Source organism: Rugosimonospora africana, assembly GCF_016862975.1.
Lineage (GTDB): Bacteria > Actinomycetota > Actinomycetes > Mycobacteriales > Micromonosporaceae > Rugosimonospora > Rugosimonospora africana.
In genome coordinates this window covers 178,286-193,666 of sequence record NZ_BONZ01000043.1, presented here as the reverse complement: position 1 = coordinate 193,666, position 15,381 = coordinate 178,286, and the positions used below count along the sequence as shown (strand labels likewise).

The following is a 15,381-nucleotide window of genomic DNA, read 5'->3' as shown; positions in this document are numbered from 1 at the left end:
GGTCCCGGATGGTGGCGGCCATCGCGGCGCTCGCAGGTGTCGCACTCATCCTGGCGAACCTCGCCGGTCTGCTGTTGCTGCACTCGTACCTGCTCGGCCGCACCGACCAGCAACTGCGGACCACCGTGCAGGCGTACCGGCACACCCCGCCCTCGGCGGAGCCCGACCTGCCCGCCGCGCGCCCGCGCTTCATGCAGAACCTCTTCCCCGAGCTGCGCATCTACGTCTTCGCGCCGAACGGCTCCCTGGTTCGCAGCAGCACCGACAACGCCGGCAGCTCCGCGCCGGACCTGGGCACCTTCGACGCGCTGAGCAGCCACGCCGACGGCAGCCCGTACACGGTCCCGGCCGCCGCCGGCGGTGACTCGTGGCGGGTGGAGACGGCACACCGGCCGAACGGTGAGGTGATCGCGGTCGCGGTGTCCCTGCGCCAGGTCGACGCGACCGCCGACCGGCTGTCCGCGATCGATTCGGCGGTCACCCTGCTCATGCTCCTGCTGCTCGGGCTGGCCGCCGCCTCGGTCGTCCGGCTCGGTCTGGCTCCGCTGACCCACATGGAGGACACCGCCGAGGCGATCGCCCGGGGCGAGGTGTCCCGGCGCGTCGAGGGCAGCGACCCGCACACCGAGGTCGGCCGGCTGGGCATCGCGCTGAACGGGATGCTCGGCCAGATCGAGTCCGCGCTGGCCGCCCGGACCGCGTCCGAGCAGCGGCTGCGCCAGTTCCTCGCGGACGCCTCCCACGAACTGCGCACCCCGCTGACGTCCATCCAGGGCTTCGCCGAGCTGTACCGGCGCGGAGGCGCGCCACCCGGCCCGGCCCTGGACGAGGCGATGAGCCGCATCGAGAGTGAGGCCGCCCGGATGGCGTTGCTGGTCGCCGACCTCATGCTGCTGGCCCGGCTCGACCAGGAGCGGCCGCTGGACCGTGCGCCGGTCGACCTGCTGGCGATCGCGATGGACGCGGTACGGGACGCGCACGCCCGGGTACCGGACCGGTTCGTCCGGCTGGATCCCGCCCCGGAGCCCCCCATGGTGCACGGAGACGAACCCCGGCTGCGTCAGGTCGCCACCAACCTGATCGCGAACGCGCTTCAACACACCCCCGGCGAGGCGTCAATAACCGTGAGCGTCTGGTCCGGGCCATCGCGGGCCGGGGCGTTGCGGTCCGGGGCGTCGCGCGGTCCCGGACCGGCCGAGCCGGACGGCGAGCCGACCTCGGCGGTGGGCGACGAGCCGCCACCGGGTACGCCACTGGCGGTGCTGGAGGTCGTGGACACCGGGCCGGGGATGACCCGCGCCGAGGCGGCTCACGTGTTCGAGCGGCTGTACCGGGCGGATCCGAGCCGGTCGCGCAACCCGAGTGAGGCCGACTCACCCGGCACGGCCGGCGGAGCCGGACTGGGCGCTGCCGGCGGAGCCGGACTGGGCGGAGCCGGATTGGGACTGGCCATCGTGGCCGCGATCGTCACCGCGCACGGCGGCCGCGTCGAGCTGCGTACCGCGCCCGGTGCCGGGGCGGCGTTCCGGGCGCTGCTTCCGCTGTTCACCGACCCGCCGTGTGACGACGCGGAGAGCCGTCCCGAGTTGGCCGCGGCGTCGGGCACACTGAGGGCATGACAGAGGCGAAGGCGCGGGGACGGGTACGGGTCGAGACCAGCCAGAAGCGGGTCCGGGCATACCTGAACGGGGAACTCGTCGCGGATACCCGCCATCCGCTGCTGGTCTGGGAGGTTCCCTACTACCCCACGTACTACATCCCCTCCGGCGACATCCTCGCCGAGCTGCGCGACACCGGCACCAGCGAGCATTCGCCGAGCCGGGGCGAGGCCGACGTGCTGAACGTGGTGACCAAGCGCGGCACGGCGGCCGGGGCGGCCCGCTGGTACCGCGACTCGCCGATCGAAGAGCTGCGGAACGCGGTACGGCTGGACTGGGCCGCCATGCACGAGTGGCTGGAAGAGGACGAGCCGGTCTACACGCACCCCCGCGACCCCTACACCAGGGTGGACATCCTGGCCAGCGGCCGGCACGTGACGGTATCGGTGGACGGCGTGACGCTCGCCGACTCACACAGCCCCCGGATCCTGTTCGAGACCGGGCTGCCGCCCCGCTACTACCTGCCGATCAGCGACATCCGCACCGACCTGCTGCGCCCGTCCGACACACAGAGCCACTGCCCGTACAAGGGAACCGCCGCGTACTGGACGATCGAGATCGAGGGGCGCCGGTACGAGGACCTGGTCTGGATCTACCGGACCCCGCTTCCGGAGAGTCAGAAGATCGCCGGGTTGGCCTGCTTCTACAACGAGAAGGTGGACATCGACCTCGACGGGGTCCGGCAGGAGCGCCCCAAGACGCTGTTCAGCTGACCGGCCCCGTTCACCCTCTCATGTGGACGGTCAGTCGAGAACCACGACGCTGCGCAGCACCTCGCCCCGGCCCATCCGGGCGAAGGACTCCTCCACGTCGTCGAGCCCGATCGTCTCGCTGACGAACTTGTCCAGCGGCAACCGCCCCTGGCGGAACAGCGCGATCAGCGTCGGGAAGTCGCGGGTGGGCAGGCAGTCGCCGTACCACGACGACTTGAGCGCGCCACCCCGGCCGAACACGTCGAGCAGCGGCAGTTCGAGCTTCATCTCCGGGCGCGGCACGCCGACGAGCACGACCGTGCCCGCCAGGTCGCGGGCGTAGAACGCGCTGCGGAACACCTCCGGCAGGCCGACCGCGTCGATCGCCACGTCGACGCCGTTGCCACCGGTCAGCGCTCGGATCGCCTTGATCGGCTCGGTCTCCCGGGAGTTGATGACGTGGGTCGCGCCGAAGTCGCGTGCCCAGGTCAGCTTCCGGTCGTCCACATCGACGGCGATGACGGTGGTGGCGCCGGCCAGGGTCGCGCCGGCGATCGCCGCGTCGCCGACCCCGCCGCAGCCGAACACCGCCACGCTGTCCCCGCGCCCCACGCCACCGGTGTTGATGGCCGCGCCCAGACCCGCCATGACACCGCAGCCGAGCAGGCCGGCGACCGTGGCCGGCGCCTCCGCGTCAACCACCGTGCACTGGCCGGCCGCCACCAGCGTCTTGGACGCGAACGCGCCGATGCCCAGCGCGGGCGACAGCGGCGTGCCGTCGGTCAGCGTCATCTTCTGCGTCGCGTTGTGGGTGGCGAAGCAGTACCACGGCCGGCCGCGCCGGCACGCGCGACACTGGCCGCAGACCGCGCGCCAGTTGAGCACCACGAAGTCGCCGGGCGCCACGTCGGTGACGCCGTCGCCGACCGCCTCCACGACGCCGGCCGCCTCGTGGCCCAGCAGGTACGGGTAGTCGTCGCCGATCCCGCCCTCGCGGTAGTGCAGGTCGGTGTGGCAGACCCCGCACGCCTGCACCTTCACCAGCGCCTCACCGGGTCCGGGATCGGGTACGACGATGGTCTCGACCGTGACCGGGGCGTCTTTGGCCGCGGCGACCACCGCACGAACCTCTGATGGCATGCCGGGCTCCCTCCGGGATTGCGAACGTGCGGGACCGCGAACGTCCGGTGCTGCGAAACGTACTCCCGTCCTATCAGAGCCGGCCGGCGCGCCACAATGCCGGCGCGGTATCGTCACGCCTCCGGCCGGCTGGCATCCACTGTGGACGGTTCGGCCCGGATTGTTCCGCGCCCCGATTCGCGCGGCGCCTTCCGACCGGTCTGGCTCGGCACGTCTGGCGCGGGGCGCCTGGCGCCGCGCGACGACCCAGACCAGTCGCCGACCGGCTGGCTCGGCACGCCTGGCGCCGCGGGACGACCCAGACCAGTCGCCGAGTCTTGTCACGCGATATCGCGGTGCGGAATAGTGGCGCGGTGTCCTGGTTGCGGATGGGTACCGCCATCGTCGGCCGGTACGTACTGCTTGGCCCGATCGGCTACGGCGGTGTCTCCGTGGTCTACCAGGCCATCGATACACATCGAGGTAAGCAGAGCGCCGTCAAGCTGCTCGCACCGGCGTTCGCCGGCGATCCTCGCGCCCGGATGCGGGTGCACCAGGAAGCCGTGATCACCCAGCGGCTGCGCCATCCCAGCGTCCCGAAGGTGTACGGCTTCGGTGACGCGCCGCTGCCCGACGGCGGGTGCGTGCCGTATGTCGCCATGGAGCTGTTGACCGGCGCGGTGCTGGCCGGCAAGCTCGCCGGTGGCGCGATGCACTGGCGGGAAGCGGTGCGCGTGGCCGCCACCATCGCCGACGTGCTGGCGATCGCGCACCGCCGTGGCGTGGTGCACCGCGACCTGACCCCAGCGAACATCATGATGACCCGTACCGGCGTGAAGATCATCGATTTCGGTGAGGCGACCACGGTCGAGCCGATCTCCGCCATGGCCCGCGCCGCCGAGCCGCTGCCCACCCGCACGGCCAGCGTCGCGACCTCCCCCGCCGACGACGTGTACGCGCTCGGCGTCGTGCTCTACCAGATGCTCACCGGACGCTCGCCGTACCCGAGCCGGGGACCGGACGGCGACCTGGCCGCCGCCCGGCTGCGCCACGTCGCCCCGACCCCGGTGCTGCTGGTGCCGCAGTTGCCCCGGGCGCTCGCCGAGATCTGCCGGGACTGCATGGCCAAGCGGCCGGAGGAGCGGCCGGACAGTGCGAGCGTCGCGGTCGCGCTGTGGGCCCTGCTCGCGCCGGACGCGGTACTGGTACCGGCCGGGTCACCGGGCACTCCAGAGCCGTTCGGCCGCTGGCGGCGACCGGCTCCGCTACGGTCGCGATCGCAGCCGAGCGCCCAGCCGGGCACCCCGCCAACCATGCAGCCGGACGGTCAGCCGGGCACCCCGCGAGACGGCCAGCGGCCGGTCCGGTCCCCGGCGCGCTCGCTGCGGGCCCGTTTCCTGCCGGCACGGTTCCTGACCGCGACGCCACTGCCGGCCACGCCGCGATAAGCGCGGTAGGGCCCGGCTCAGTCCACCGACTCGGCCTGCAACGCGACCGGCGAGACAGCCGGCGACACGGCGGGAGCCGCGGAAGCGGCGGCCGGCACCTCGTCCCGCTGCCGTGCCCGGGCGCGGCGCGACCGCCCGATCAGCGCCTTGCTCCACCGGGTACGGCTGAACACCGCCGCCGCCCCGACCGCCAGCACGAAGTCCAGGACACAGATCGTGAACGTGACGCTCACGGCGTGCCGGGCCACCGCCGGCGGCAGGTGTTTCTGCAGGTAGAGCAGGCCGGTGAGGATCGCCGGGTGACTCAGGTAGATGCCGAAGGACAGGTAGGTGCCGGACACGATCAGGCGCCCCGCCCAGCGCTGCCGGGCCAACCACACCGAGAACAGGTAGAAGGCTCCGATCGCGGCGAGGCTGAGCGGTACCGTGATCGGCTGGAGCGAGCGTCCGGCGAACTCGGGCAGCTCCCCGGCCTGCACCTCGGCGAGAAAGATTCCGGTCGCCGCGAGGCACACGCCGGCCATCGCGAAGCCGATCAGGAGCTTGTGCCGCATCGCCCACGCGTGGAAGGCGTCCAGGTGCACCGCGGCGACGCCGCCGAGGATCACCCAGAACTGGTAGGCGGTCAGGCTGGACTCGCCGACGAACGCCCGCCACCAGCCGTCCGGCTGGTACACGTAGTGGAACAGCGCCATGGTGGCCAGCTCGATCGAACCGGACACGACCAGCAGCGCGACGTGGTGGCGCCGGGTGGCGTGCAGCAACTTCAGGAAGAACGGGAACACCAGCGCGAATTCGACGCTGACCAGCAGGAAGTACATGTGGTAGCCGTCGGTGCCCTGCAGCAGCCCGACGAACCAGGTCCACGGCAACTGCTTGAACGCGCCCCAGGAGTACGCGGTGATCAGCCCGAGTACCGCGTAGAACGTGCTCCACACCAGGTACGGCACGCCGAGCACGCTGACCCGCCTGCGCAGCGAGCCGGGCGAGCTGATCACCCGCCCGTCGGCCCGGACGTCGGCCCAGTGCACGTGCACCAGCACGAGCGCACTGATGAAGAAGAACGCCTGCCGGGTGTAGTGCAGGACGTTGACCACCGCGTTGGCCGGCCCGCTCTCCAGCGGGTTGGCGTTGGACACCACGTGGGTGGCCACCACGGAGGCACAGATGAGCAGGCGCATCACGTCGATCTGCGGCAGCCGGGCCGGCCGTGGTCGACTGGCCTTGGCCGGCTCCGCGTCCCGGTTCTGACCAGGAACGACGGCATCGGCCGGTCGACTGAGCGCTCGCATCAGGATTAGCTTGCCGCAAACCGCCCGGACCGCAAGCCGGTACCGGTTAAGAGTTGTGTGAGAAAGAGCGGGTAGCCTGCTCCGGTCGCGTTCCGGGGCAAGATGCCTGGTCGCGACGCGGACCCGCGAGCCGATGGGGCATGCTGACGAGGTGGCTGATCTTCTTCCGGTGACGGGCTCCCTCGCCATTCCCCGCACCGAGCTGACCTGGCGATTCAGCCGCTCGGGCGGGCCCGGAGGCCAGTCGGTGAACACCGCCGACTCCCGGGTCGAGCTGCGCTTCGATCTTGCCGGTACCGATTCCATACCCGACTACCTCAAGACGCGCGCGCTGCAGCGGCTGCAGTCGCGGCTGGTGGACGGCGCCATCGTGGTGACCGCCTCGGAGCACCGGTCACAGCTGCAGAACCGGCGGGCCGCGGAGGCCCGGTTGGTGGCGCTGCTGGCCGACGCGGTGGCGGCCCCGGCCAAGCCCCGGCGGGCCACCCGGCCGTCCCGGGCGTCGGTCGAAAGGCGGATCGCGTCGAAGAAGCGCCGGAGCCAGACCAAGCACCTCCGGCGGGAGACCGGCGAGTAACTAAACTGACTGGTCTGGGTCGCGGCGCGGAGCCAGACGCGCCGAGCGGGAGCACGGTCCAACCGGGGCGCTGTTCAACCGCGCCGTGTCCCGCCGGGGGTGGTGGCTACCCGCCGGGGACGGCATCTGTCAGAGTCGGTACATGGTCGCCCTGGTTGTCGCCGACAGCGCACAGAACCTGCCCGGCGTGAAGTTCACCGGCGTGGTCCTCGGGTTGTTGTTGCTGGTCGCAGCGATCCGGGCGATGTTCGGCAAGGGCGGCAAGGGCAAGCGCTGAGCTCGCTGGCCGAAAGCCGCTGGCCGGAAAGCACGGATCAGCACCGGCCGCACGGACCGGTGCCGACCGCCCGGATCAGTAGGGTGCGGCGCTGCTCGACTGGGACGCGGCCGGGGTCGGGGCGGGCGCGACGGTCGGCATCGGCTGCAGGTGGAAGCGCTGCTCCAGGTCGGGCAGCAGGACCCCGAGCGCGGTGATGGTGTGGCTGCGGTCACCCCCGCCGTCGTGCATGAGCACGATCGACCCGTTCGTGGTCTGGCTCTGCACGGTGCTCTCGATGGTGGACGCCGGCGGTACCGTCCAGTCCTGCGGGTCGACGCTCCAGTCCAGCGAGGTCATGCCCATCTCTTTGGCGATCTCGACGATCTGGTCCGACCAGTTGCCGCCGGGCTGGCGGTAATAACGGACCGGCGTGCCGGGCGCCGCCGCCTCGATGGCGTCGGTCGTGCGCTGCAGCTCGCTGCGGATGTACGACTCCGACTTGTCCGCCATCTGCTCGTCGTGGTCCCACGAGTGGTTGCAGATGGTGTGTCCGTCGGCGACGATGGCCCGTACCAGGTCCGGGAACTCCTGCACCTGCTCGCCGATCAGGCAGAACGTCGCGTGGATGTGGTACTGGCGCAGCAGCGCGAGGACCTGCATCGTCCAGTCCGGGTTCGGGCCGTCGTCGAAGGTGAGCGCGACGTTGCCGTTGCCGGTGTCGGTCAGCGCGCCGTTCGGGCCGGTAGGGTCGGGCGGGAGCGGCGGGCCGGCCGGGACCGAGGGCGTGGCCGACGGCGATGGGCTGGTGGACTCGGACGGCACCACCGGTACCGGCTCGCCCGCCCCCGGGTGGATCACCCGGGACTGGGTATCGGGCGTCGAGCGCGACGCGGTGTCACGGTCATGCTTCCTGCCGATCCCGACGACGCCCAGGACGATCAGTACCGCGCCCATCATCACCATCGCGACCACGGCGGCCGTGTACCGGCGCCGGGTTGTCCACCGTGTGCTCACGAGAAAAACGTTAGCCACAGAGCATGGCAAAGCGCCTTCTAAGCGTTGATATCGCCACCAATTCACCCAAACCGGTCTCCATCGGGCCGGTGACGAGCACCGAGCCAGGGAAGAGCGCCCGGCAAAGGAAGAGCGCCGAGCCTGCGAAGACCGCCAGGCAAGCGAAGGACGCGGGCTATCCGGCCGGACGAGCCCGGATCGCGGCCACGTCCCCCCGCAGGGTGAGAGCGCCCGCCGCGTACGGGACGACGAGCGTGTCGCCCGCCGTCACCGGCAGCGCCTGCGCGGGTCCGGACTCCGGTTCCAGGACTCCGTGCCCGGCGGTGACCACCACCACCGAGAACCCGGGGTCGAGCACGCTGACCGGATCCGGGCGCAGGAGTTCCGCGGCGAAGAACTCGTCGGCCGCCTCGGGGAACACGCGCCGCGCTCCCGGACGCAGGCTCCGCGACTGCCCGTCGCCGCGCAGCGCCGCCACCCGGTCAGCGCCCCAGCCGGTGCGGTCCACGCAGGCCAGCGCCAGGTCGCTCGACAGGCCCAGCAGTGCGCTGGCCGGATCCACCGGGAATCCCTCCTGCTCCAGCAGTACGGAGAAATCGGTGGGCTCCTGGACTTCCATCAGCAGCACGCCCTCGCCGATCGCGTGCGGCAGGCCAGCCGGAACGAGCACCGCGTCGCCCGCGCGCACGGGTACCCGGTTGACCGCGTCCAGCATCGCCCCGGTGTCCCGGGCGTCCACCCAGCCAGCCAGCTCCGCCGCGTCGACATCACGGCGGAAGCCGAGGTACACGACCGCTTCCGGGGCCGCCTCCAGGATCACCCACGCCTCCGTCTTGCCGTACGGGGACGCCAGGTGGGTACCGGCGAACCGCCGGTCGGGGTGGACGTGCACCGGCAACCGCTGCCCGGCGTCGAGCAGCTTCACCAGGACGGCGGGATCGGCACCATACCGGGCCACGTGTGTCGCACCCAACCACTGCTCGGGCGCCTCGGCGATCGCGTCGGCCAGCAGCCGGCCGTCCGGCAGGGCGCTCATGCCAGACCGATCAGCGCCGAAGCGCGCGGTCGTGGAGGCGATCCAGTCCTCCGGGTGCGCGTCGCCGCCGGGCTCCGCCCAGCCGCGGAACCGGCCGATCCGGCCCGCGCCGCGGTAGAACGTGTCCGGCGTGTTGGCCGCCAGTGGCATGGGTTGCATCAATGACTCTCCCGTTCGGTCTCACGCCAGCCGGCATTCGACTCATAGTTATCGATTATTTCCGAGCCGTGAAATAGGCTCCGGCCTATGTTTTCGCCACTGCGCCGCCGCGCCACCATCGTGGGCGCCGCCGCTATGCTCGCGGTCGCCGGTCTGCTACCCGCACCGCACGCGTCCGCCGCAGCCACCGTCCACCGGGTCCTCTTCGACAACACCAAGGCGGAGACGGCCGGCAACGCTGACTGGATCATCAGTACCAGCATGCCCGATCCGTTGGCACAGAACGCCAACCCCACCTCCGAGACCTCCTGGACCGGAGCACTGTCGGCGTGGGGTGTCGCCCTGCAGCGGACCGGACAGTACAGCCTCAAGACACTCCCCCCGGGAAACTCCATCACCTACGGTGGATCCGGCTCGCTCGACCTGTCGAACTTCGACGAGTTCGTCATCCCCGAACCTAACGTGCGCTTCAGCGCGTCGGAGAAGACGGCCATCATGCAGTTCGTCCAGCACGGCGGCGGACTGTTCTTGATCGTCGACCACACCGGTAGCGATCGCAACAACGACGGCTACGACTCGGTGCAGGTCGCCAACGACCTGTTCACCAACAACGGGGTGGACAACACCGACCCGTTCGGGTTCAGCGAGGACTCCAACGACATCAGCACGGACAACCCGCGGGCCATCAGCGACTCGGGCAATGCCGTCATCAACGGACCGTTCGGTACCGCCACCGGCAGCATCATCCGGGACGGCAGCACCCAAACCCTGCACCCGAACGACAATCCGAACGTCAAGGGTCTGGTCTTCCGCACCGGCTCGAGCCAGACCGGTACCACCGGCGCGTTCTTCACCACCTCGACGTTCGGCTCGGGACGCGTGGCGATCTGGGGCGACAGCTCACCGATCGACGACGGCACCGGCCAGTCCGGCAACACGCTCTACAACGGCTGGAACGACCCGGCCGGCACCGACGCGACCCTGGCGCTCAACGCGACCGCCTGGCTGGCCGGCGCGAGCACCGGTGGCGGAGGCGGTGGCGGTGGTGGTGGCGGTGGCTGCACCGCCGCTCAGCTGCTGGGCAACCCGGGCTTCGAGACCGGTACCCCGGCCCCGTGGACGGCCGGCAGCAGCGTGCTCGCCCACTCCAGCACCGAACCGGCCCACTCGGGCAGTTGGGACGCATGGCTCGACGGGTACGGCACGACGCACACCGACACGCTCTCCCAGACAGTGAGCATTCCGACCTCGTGCGCCACCGCGACCATGACCTACTGGCTGCACATCGACAGCGCGGAGACCTCGACGTCCACCGCGTACGACACGCTCACGGTCTCGGTCGGCGGTACCACCGTCGCCAGCTACTCGAACGTCAACAAGGCGACCGGGTACCAGCAGCACAGCGTGAACCTGAGCAGCTTCATCGGTCGCAGCGTCGCGGTCACCTTCACCGGCACCGAGGACTACACCAAGCAGACCTCGTTCGTCGTCGACGACACCGCGCTCAACGTGTCCTGACCCGTCCGGCAGCGGCGCCGCGCACCCCGGACCGGGTGCGCGGCGCCGTCCTCTGTGCATAGACCGCCTAGGAACAGGCGATGTTCGAGGGGTTGGGCGTCGAGGACCCATTCGCCTGGAAGCCGAAGGTGACCGACGCGCCGGCCGCGAGATCCGGCGACCAGCTCGGTGCCTTCACGGTCCACGTGGTGCCGCTCGTGGTGATGGTGGAACTCCACGCGTTGACCAGCGTGACGCCGGACGGCACCGTCCAGGTGACGGTCCAGTTGTGCCAGACCGAGGTACCGGTGTTGGTGAGGGTGACGTTGTCGTTGAAGCCGCCGGGCCAGGAACTGGCGACGCTGAACGCCACGCTGCACCTGCCGCCGTTACTGGGGGGCGCGGTGCTCGGTGGCGCTGTCGTCGGTGGCGGAGTGGTCGGCCGGGTGGTCGGAGACGTCGAGGTGGGCGGGGTCGTCGACGGTGGGGCGGTCGTCGGCCGGGTCGTGGTCGGGCCGCCGGTGGGGGTACCGCCGCCGGTCGGCGGGATCAGGTACGGCTGGAGGATGTCCTGCTTGGCCTGGTTGACCGTGACCCAGTCGTCCTGCACGATGCCGCCGGTGTCGCCGGAGTCCGGATTCCACGACCAGTAGGTGAACGACATGCCGTTCACGCCCGTACCCATGTACTGCATCAGATTCTGCAGCCACACCTTGTCGACGTTGCTCGCCAGCGTGGTGCCGAACTCGCCGACCATGATGGGCGCGATGTTCTGCTTGTAGATGTAGCCCCAGAAGAAGTCCCAGATCCCCGGCAGGTTGGCCGGGTAGGTGGAGTCGTGGAACCAGGTCTGGTCGGCGACCGACGTGGCGTAGTCGTGCGGCGAGTACACCACCCGGTTGGCCACGTTCAGCTGCACCGGGTACTGCCCGACGTTGTGCAGGTTGCCGCCCCACCATCCGCACGGGTCGTCCGGGATGTTGTCCCACGTGTTGGCGTTGCCGCCGTCCAGGCAGCTGATGCCCTCGACGAAGATGAGCCAGTTCGAATTGACCGACAGGATCGCGTTGCCGGCCCGCTGTGCGGCCAGCCGCCAGTCGCGGGTCGTGTCGCCACATCCCCAGCAGGAACCGGTGCCGTTGGGCGAGGTGCCGTCCGCGTGCGGCTCGTTGTGCAGGTCGGCCCCGATGACCGTCGGGTTGCCGGCGTAGTGCTGCGCCAGCATCTGCCAGTCAGAGATCCAGGTGGACTCGGGGACCGCCGACGTGTACCAGAGCGCGGTCTGCTGGGCGCTGGTCGGGCGGTGCCGGTCCAGGATGATGCGCATGCCCTTCTGGCCGGCGTAGTCGACCACCTTGTCCAGGATCTGCATCGGGCTCAGCCCGACAAGGTCCGGGTTCGTGTACGTGTTGACGCTGGTCGCCTGGGCGCCCGACTTGAGCGCGTCGTCGGAGAACGGCACCCGGATCGTGTTGTACCCGAGCGACGCCATGTGGTCCATCATCGACTTCCAGGTGACGCTGGCCCACAGGCCGTGGAACGTCTTGTTGTCGGTCTCCATGCCGAACCAGTTGATTCCGGTCAGCCGCACGGTGGCGCCGGTACTGTCGACGATCTTGTTGCCGCTGGTGTGCAGGTACCCGGTGCCGGTGCCGGCGGACGCGGCGACCGCGGGCGGGGTGTTCAGCATGACCGCGGTCAGCGCGGTCGCGGCCAGGACGACGGCGCCGGCAAGCGCCGCCCACCTGCGGGGAGCCGACCGGGTGGCCGGCCGGGGATCGCGAATTGCCATGAGGGAGTTGCCTCTCGGGGTGTGGAAGGCATGCCCGGATCAATGCCTCGGCGGTGCCGCCGGCTGGGCGCGCGGTAGCGCCTGCTCTCGTCGCGGCTGAATGGCGGTGCGCCGCGGAATGCCCGTACGCGGCGCGATGATCCGGCTCCCCGGTCATTGTCGACCGGCCCGTGCGGCCGGTCAACCGGTGGCGCGGGCCGGCGGACTCCGTCTGACCTGCGCGGAAACTTTCGACAGGCGGTGGCTCAGTCCTCGCCGGTGTCGTGGTCGGGGTGGTCGACCTCGCCGTACTTCCAGTAGCCCCGGGTATACAGCCGATCCGCGTCGATGCCCCGCTCGGTCAGCAGGTGGCGACGGATACGGCGCATCGCGCCCGCCTCAGCGGCGACGAACGCCTGCCCGTCGCCGGCCGGCAGTTCGGCTGCGGCGACAGCCAGCTCCAGAGCCGACCCGGCGATCGCGTCGCCCCGGTAGACCCAGGTGACCCGCAGGTCCGCCTTGCTGTCCAGGTGCAGCTGCTCCTCGGCGTCGGCCACCTCGACGATGACCACCGTCGGGACGCCGGGCTGCAACACCTCCAGGATGGTGGCGATCGCCGGCAGGGCGGTCTCGTCACCGGCGATGAGCTGCCAGTTGGCCGCCGGGTCGGGCAGGTAGCGCCCGCGCGGGCCGACGACCACGGCGTTGTCGCCGGGACGAGCCCGGGTCGCCCAGGCCGAAGCCGGCCCGGCGTTGTCGTGCAGGACGAAGTCGATGTCCAGCTCGCCGCGGACCGGATCGAACCGGCGCGGAGTGTAGGTGCGCATCAGGGGCCGCTGGCCGGCCGGCCAGACCAGCCCCTCCGGTCCGACGGTCGGGAGGGTGGGCCGGTCCTGGCCGGGTACCGGAAGAACGAGCTTGAGGTGGCTTGCCGGTCCGTCCGCGGCGAAACCGGCCAGATCGTCGCCGGTCAGCGTGATCCGCACGGACCGCGGGGTGAGCCGGGTCACCTCGGCGACCGTGAGGTTCCGGAAGCGTGGAGCGGTTCTTGGCCGGGGTGAGGTCACCCGGTTACGGTAACCGTCTCAGGTAACCAGAAACCTCGTATCGGCCGCCGTGTGGCGTATGTCAACTCGTGTGCCGTCGCTGCACTACTCCCGCCACGCTGACCGGCGGCTCCCGTCACGCTGAGCGGCTCCCGTCACGCTGACCAGCAAGATCGGGCACGCCGCTAGAGTGTTCTGGTGACGCCAGTCTTCGATCTCTGTAACGAGTACATCGCGGCATCGGCCGTACTCGACCCGGTGAACGCCGGCAGCCGCGGAATCGCTACCAGTTTCGGCGCCGCCACGGACTACAGTCCGGACGGCCAGGCCGAACGTGCCGCGTTGATCCGCGACACCCTGACGAAGCTGGACGGCCTGGAGGTCACCTCCGAGGCCGACCGGCGGGCCGCCGACCATCTGCGGGAGCGGCTGGAAGCCGAGCGCGCCTGGCACGAGACCGGAGAGCCGCTGCGCCTGCTGCGTGCCCACTTCGGTCTGCTCGGCAACCTGCGCGACAGCGTCGACCTGCTGCCGCACTCCGGCGACGAGCAGTGGCGCAACGTCGCGGCGCGGCTCGCCGCCATCCCCGGCATGCTGGCGAGCTGGCGCGCGAGCCTGGACGCCGGGCTGCGGCAGGGGATCCCGGCCGCGCGCCGCCAGGCGCTGGAAGGGGCGCAGCAGGCGGAGCGGTACGCGGGAACGCACGACGCCCTGGTGACCTCGTACGGCGACGGTCCGCTGGCCGGCGAACTGGCTAAGGCCGCGGCCGCCGCACACGAGGGGTACACGGAGGCCGCCCGGTACCTGCGCCACGACTACGCACCCCGGGCGGCGGAGGACGATGGCGTGGGCGCGGAACGGTACGCGGTCGCGTCCCGGATGACCCTCGGCGAGGACATCGACCCGCTCGACGCGTACCTGTGGGGCTGGGAGGAACTGCGCCGCATCGAGGACGAGATGGCGCAGGAGGCGAACCGGATCCGTCCGGGCGCCAGCGTGGACGAGGCGATCGCGATCCTCGACGAGACCGAGTACGTCGTCGGGCTCGACGCCTACCGGGGATGGCTGCAGGATCGGCACGACTGGGCCATCGACCAGCTGAACGGCACCCACTTCGACATCCCGGAAGCGCTGCGTACGGTCGATGTCACCCTGGCCACGAACTCGCTGTCGGGTGCGGCTTACTACACCCCGCCGAACGAGGACCTGACCCGGCCGGGGCGCACCTGGTGGCCGCTCGGCGGCCGGGACCGGTTCTCGACCTGGTCCGAGCTGAGCATCGTGTTCCACGAAGGGGTACCGGGCCATCACCTGCAGATCGGCGCGACCCGGCTGCCCGACCAGGAGCTGTCCCGGTTCTCGCGGTTCTCCATGGTCAGCGGGCACGCCGAGGGCTGGGCGCTGTACGCGGAGCGGTTCGCCGACGAGTTGGGCTGGTTCTCCGAGCCCGGTACCCGGTTGGGCATGCTCACCGGTTCGGCGCTGCGCGCCGCCCGGGTCGTCATCGACATCGGCGTTCACCTGAACCTGCCGTTGCCCGACGGCACCCAGTGGACGTTCGAGAAGGCGTGCGAGATCCTGCACGAGCGCGGCCGGGCAGAGTCGCACCGGGTACACGCCGAGGTGGTCCGGTACTTCGGCTGGCCGGGTCAGGCGATCTCGTACAAGCTCGGGGAGCGTGGCTGGCTGGCCGCCCGGGATGAGGCCCGGCAGCGCCCCGGCTTCGACCTCAAGCGCTGGCACACCCAAGCGCTCGGGCTCGGCCCGGTCGGCCTGGCCGGCCTGTCCGAGGCGCTGCGCCGCATCGGCTGAG

At 70.9% G+C, this 15,381-nt stretch carries 13 protein-coding genes; 7 read left to right on the top strand and 6 right to left on the bottom strand.

The annotated features are described in order from the left end of the window. Window positions 1-8: 8 nt before the first annotated feature. Window positions 9-1,619 (top strand): sensor histidine kinase, encoded by a 1,611-nt coding sequence (locus tag Raf01_RS23380; RefSeq protein ID WP_203920096.1) that lies wholly within the window; start codon window positions 9-11, stop codon window positions 1,617-1,619. Beyond that, a complete protein-coding gene (locus Raf01_RS23375) occupies window positions 1,616-2,371 on the top strand; it encodes a DUF427 domain-containing protein (protein WP_203920095.1) in 756 nt (251 codons plus the stop codon). The genes Raf01_RS23380 and Raf01_RS23375 overlap by 4 nt, the downstream gene beginning before the upstream one ends. A 30-nt stretch (window positions 2,372-2,401) precedes the next feature. On the opposite strand, the gene Raf01_RS23370 is transcribed toward Raf01_RS23375, so the two are convergent. Further along, window positions 2,402-3,490, bottom strand: a complete 1,089-nt coding sequence (locus tag Raf01_RS23370; protein WP_203920094.1) for an S-(hydroxymethyl)mycothiol dehydrogenase — start codon at window positions 3,488-3,490, stop codon at window positions 2,402-2,404. 353 nt (window positions 3,491-3,843) lie between these two features. Here Raf01_RS23370 and Raf01_RS23365 point away from each other — a divergent pair, with 353 nt between their 5' ends. Then, window positions 3,844-4,917, top strand: coding sequence for a serine/threonine-protein kinase (locus Raf01_RS23365; protein ID WP_203920093.1), 1,074 nt, complete (start codon window positions 3,844-3,846; stop codon window positions 4,915-4,917). 17 nt (window positions 4,918-4,934) lie between these two features. Here Raf01_RS23365 and Raf01_RS23360 read toward each other — a convergent pair whose 3' ends face one another. Then, window positions 4,935-6,209, bottom strand: a complete 1,275-nt coding sequence (locus Raf01_RS23360; RefSeq protein WP_203920092.1) for an acyltransferase — start codon at window positions 6,207-6,209, stop codon at window positions 4,935-4,937. A 133-nt stretch (window positions 6,210-6,342) separates the two neighbouring features. Here Raf01_RS23360 and arfB point away from each other — a divergent pair, with 133 nt between their 5' ends. Further along, window positions 6,343-6,786 (top strand): alternative ribosome rescue aminoacyl-tRNA hydrolase ArfB, encoded by a 444-nt coding sequence (arfB, locus tag Raf01_RS23355; RefSeq protein WP_203920091.1) that lies wholly within the window; start codon window positions 6,343-6,345, stop codon window positions 6,784-6,786. Between the two features lie 142 nt (window positions 6,787-6,928). Next, a complete protein-coding gene (locus Raf01_RS50610; protein WP_275413026.1) occupies window positions 6,929-7,063 on the top strand; it encodes a hypothetical protein in 135 nt (44 codons plus the stop codon). A gap of 75 nt (window positions 7,064-7,138) precedes the next feature. On the opposite strand, the gene Raf01_RS23350 is transcribed toward Raf01_RS50610, so the two are convergent. Both Raf01_RS23350 and Raf01_RS23345 read right to left on the bottom strand, forming a co-directional pair. Then, window positions 7,139-8,059, bottom strand: coding sequence for a polysaccharide deacetylase family protein (locus Raf01_RS23350; protein ID WP_203920090.1), 921 nt, complete (start codon window positions 8,057-8,059; stop codon window positions 7,139-7,141). Between the two features lie 175 nt (window positions 8,060-8,234). Then, window positions 8,235-9,254 carry a class I mannose-6-phosphate isomerase gene (locus Raf01_RS23345; RefSeq protein WP_203920089.1) on the bottom strand — a complete coding sequence of 340 codons (1,020 nt, stop codon included), beginning with the start codon at window positions 9,252-9,254 and terminating at the stop codon, window positions 8,235-8,237. Between the two features lie 87 nt (window positions 9,255-9,341). Here Raf01_RS23345 and Raf01_RS23340 point away from each other — a divergent pair, with 87 nt between their 5' ends. Then, window positions 9,342-10,772: a hydrolase gene (locus Raf01_RS23340; RefSeq protein WP_203920088.1), complete on the top strand. Its 1,431-nt coding sequence runs from the start codon at window positions 9,342-9,344 to the stop codon at window positions 10,770-10,772. Window positions 10,773-10,839: 67 nt separating this feature from the next. Here Raf01_RS23340 and Raf01_RS23335 read toward each other — a convergent pair whose 3' ends face one another. Both Raf01_RS23335 and Raf01_RS23330 read right to left on the bottom strand, forming a co-directional pair. After that, entirely contained in the window at window positions 10,840-12,543 is a 1,704-nt protein-coding gene (locus Raf01_RS23335) for a cellulase family glycosylhydrolase (protein WP_373319553.1), read from the bottom strand. A 245-nt stretch (window positions 12,544-12,788) separates the two neighbouring features. Continuing rightward, window positions 12,789-13,589 (bottom strand): siderophore-interacting protein, encoded by an 801-nt coding sequence (locus tag Raf01_RS23330; protein ID WP_203920087.1) that lies wholly within the window; start codon window positions 13,587-13,589, stop codon window positions 12,789-12,791. Window positions 13,590-13,766: 177 nt separating this feature from the next. Here Raf01_RS23330 and Raf01_RS23325 point away from each other — a divergent pair, with 177 nt between their 5' ends. Further along, window positions 13,767-15,380, top strand: a complete 1,614-nt coding sequence (locus Raf01_RS23325) for a DUF885 domain-containing protein (protein ID WP_203920086.1) — start codon at window positions 13,767-13,769, stop codon at window positions 15,378-15,380. Window position 15,381 lies beyond the last annotated feature (1 nt).

Coding starts and splice junctions, on each gene's coding strand:
- Raf01_RS23380 (WP_203920096.1), top strand. CDS start 9: ATGGTGGCGGCCATCGCGGCGCTCGCAGGTGTCGCACTCATCCTGGCG.
- Raf01_RS23375 (WP_203920095.1), top strand. CDS start 1,616: ATGACAGAGGCGAAGGCGCGGGGACGGGTACGGGTCGAGACCAGCCAG.
- Raf01_RS23370 (WP_203920094.1), bottom strand. CDS start 3,490: ATGCCATCAGAGGTTCGTGCGGTGGTCGCCGCGGCCAAAGACGCCCCG.
- Raf01_RS23360 (WP_203920092.1), bottom strand. CDS start 6,209: ATGCGAGCGCTCAGTCGACCGGCCGATGCCGTCGTTCCTGGTCAGAAC.
- arfB (WP_203920091.1), top strand. CDS start 6,343: ATGGGGCATGCTGACGAGGTGGCTGATCTTCTTCCGGTGACGGGCTCC.
- Raf01_RS50610 (WP_275413026.1), top strand. CDS start 6,929: ATGGTCGCCCTGGTTGTCGCCGACAGCGCACAGAACCTGCCCGGCGTG.
- Raf01_RS23345 (WP_203920089.1), bottom strand. CDS start 9,254: ATGCAACCCATGCCACTGGCGGCCAACACGCCGGACACGTTCTACCGC.
- Raf01_RS23340 (WP_203920088.1), top strand. CDS start 9,342: ATGTTTTCGCCACTGCGCCGCCGCGCCACCATCGTGGGCGCCGCCGCT.
- Raf01_RS23335 (WP_373319553.1), bottom strand. CDS start 12,543: ATGGCAATTCGCGATCCCCGGCCGGCCACCCGGTCGGCTCCCCGCAGG.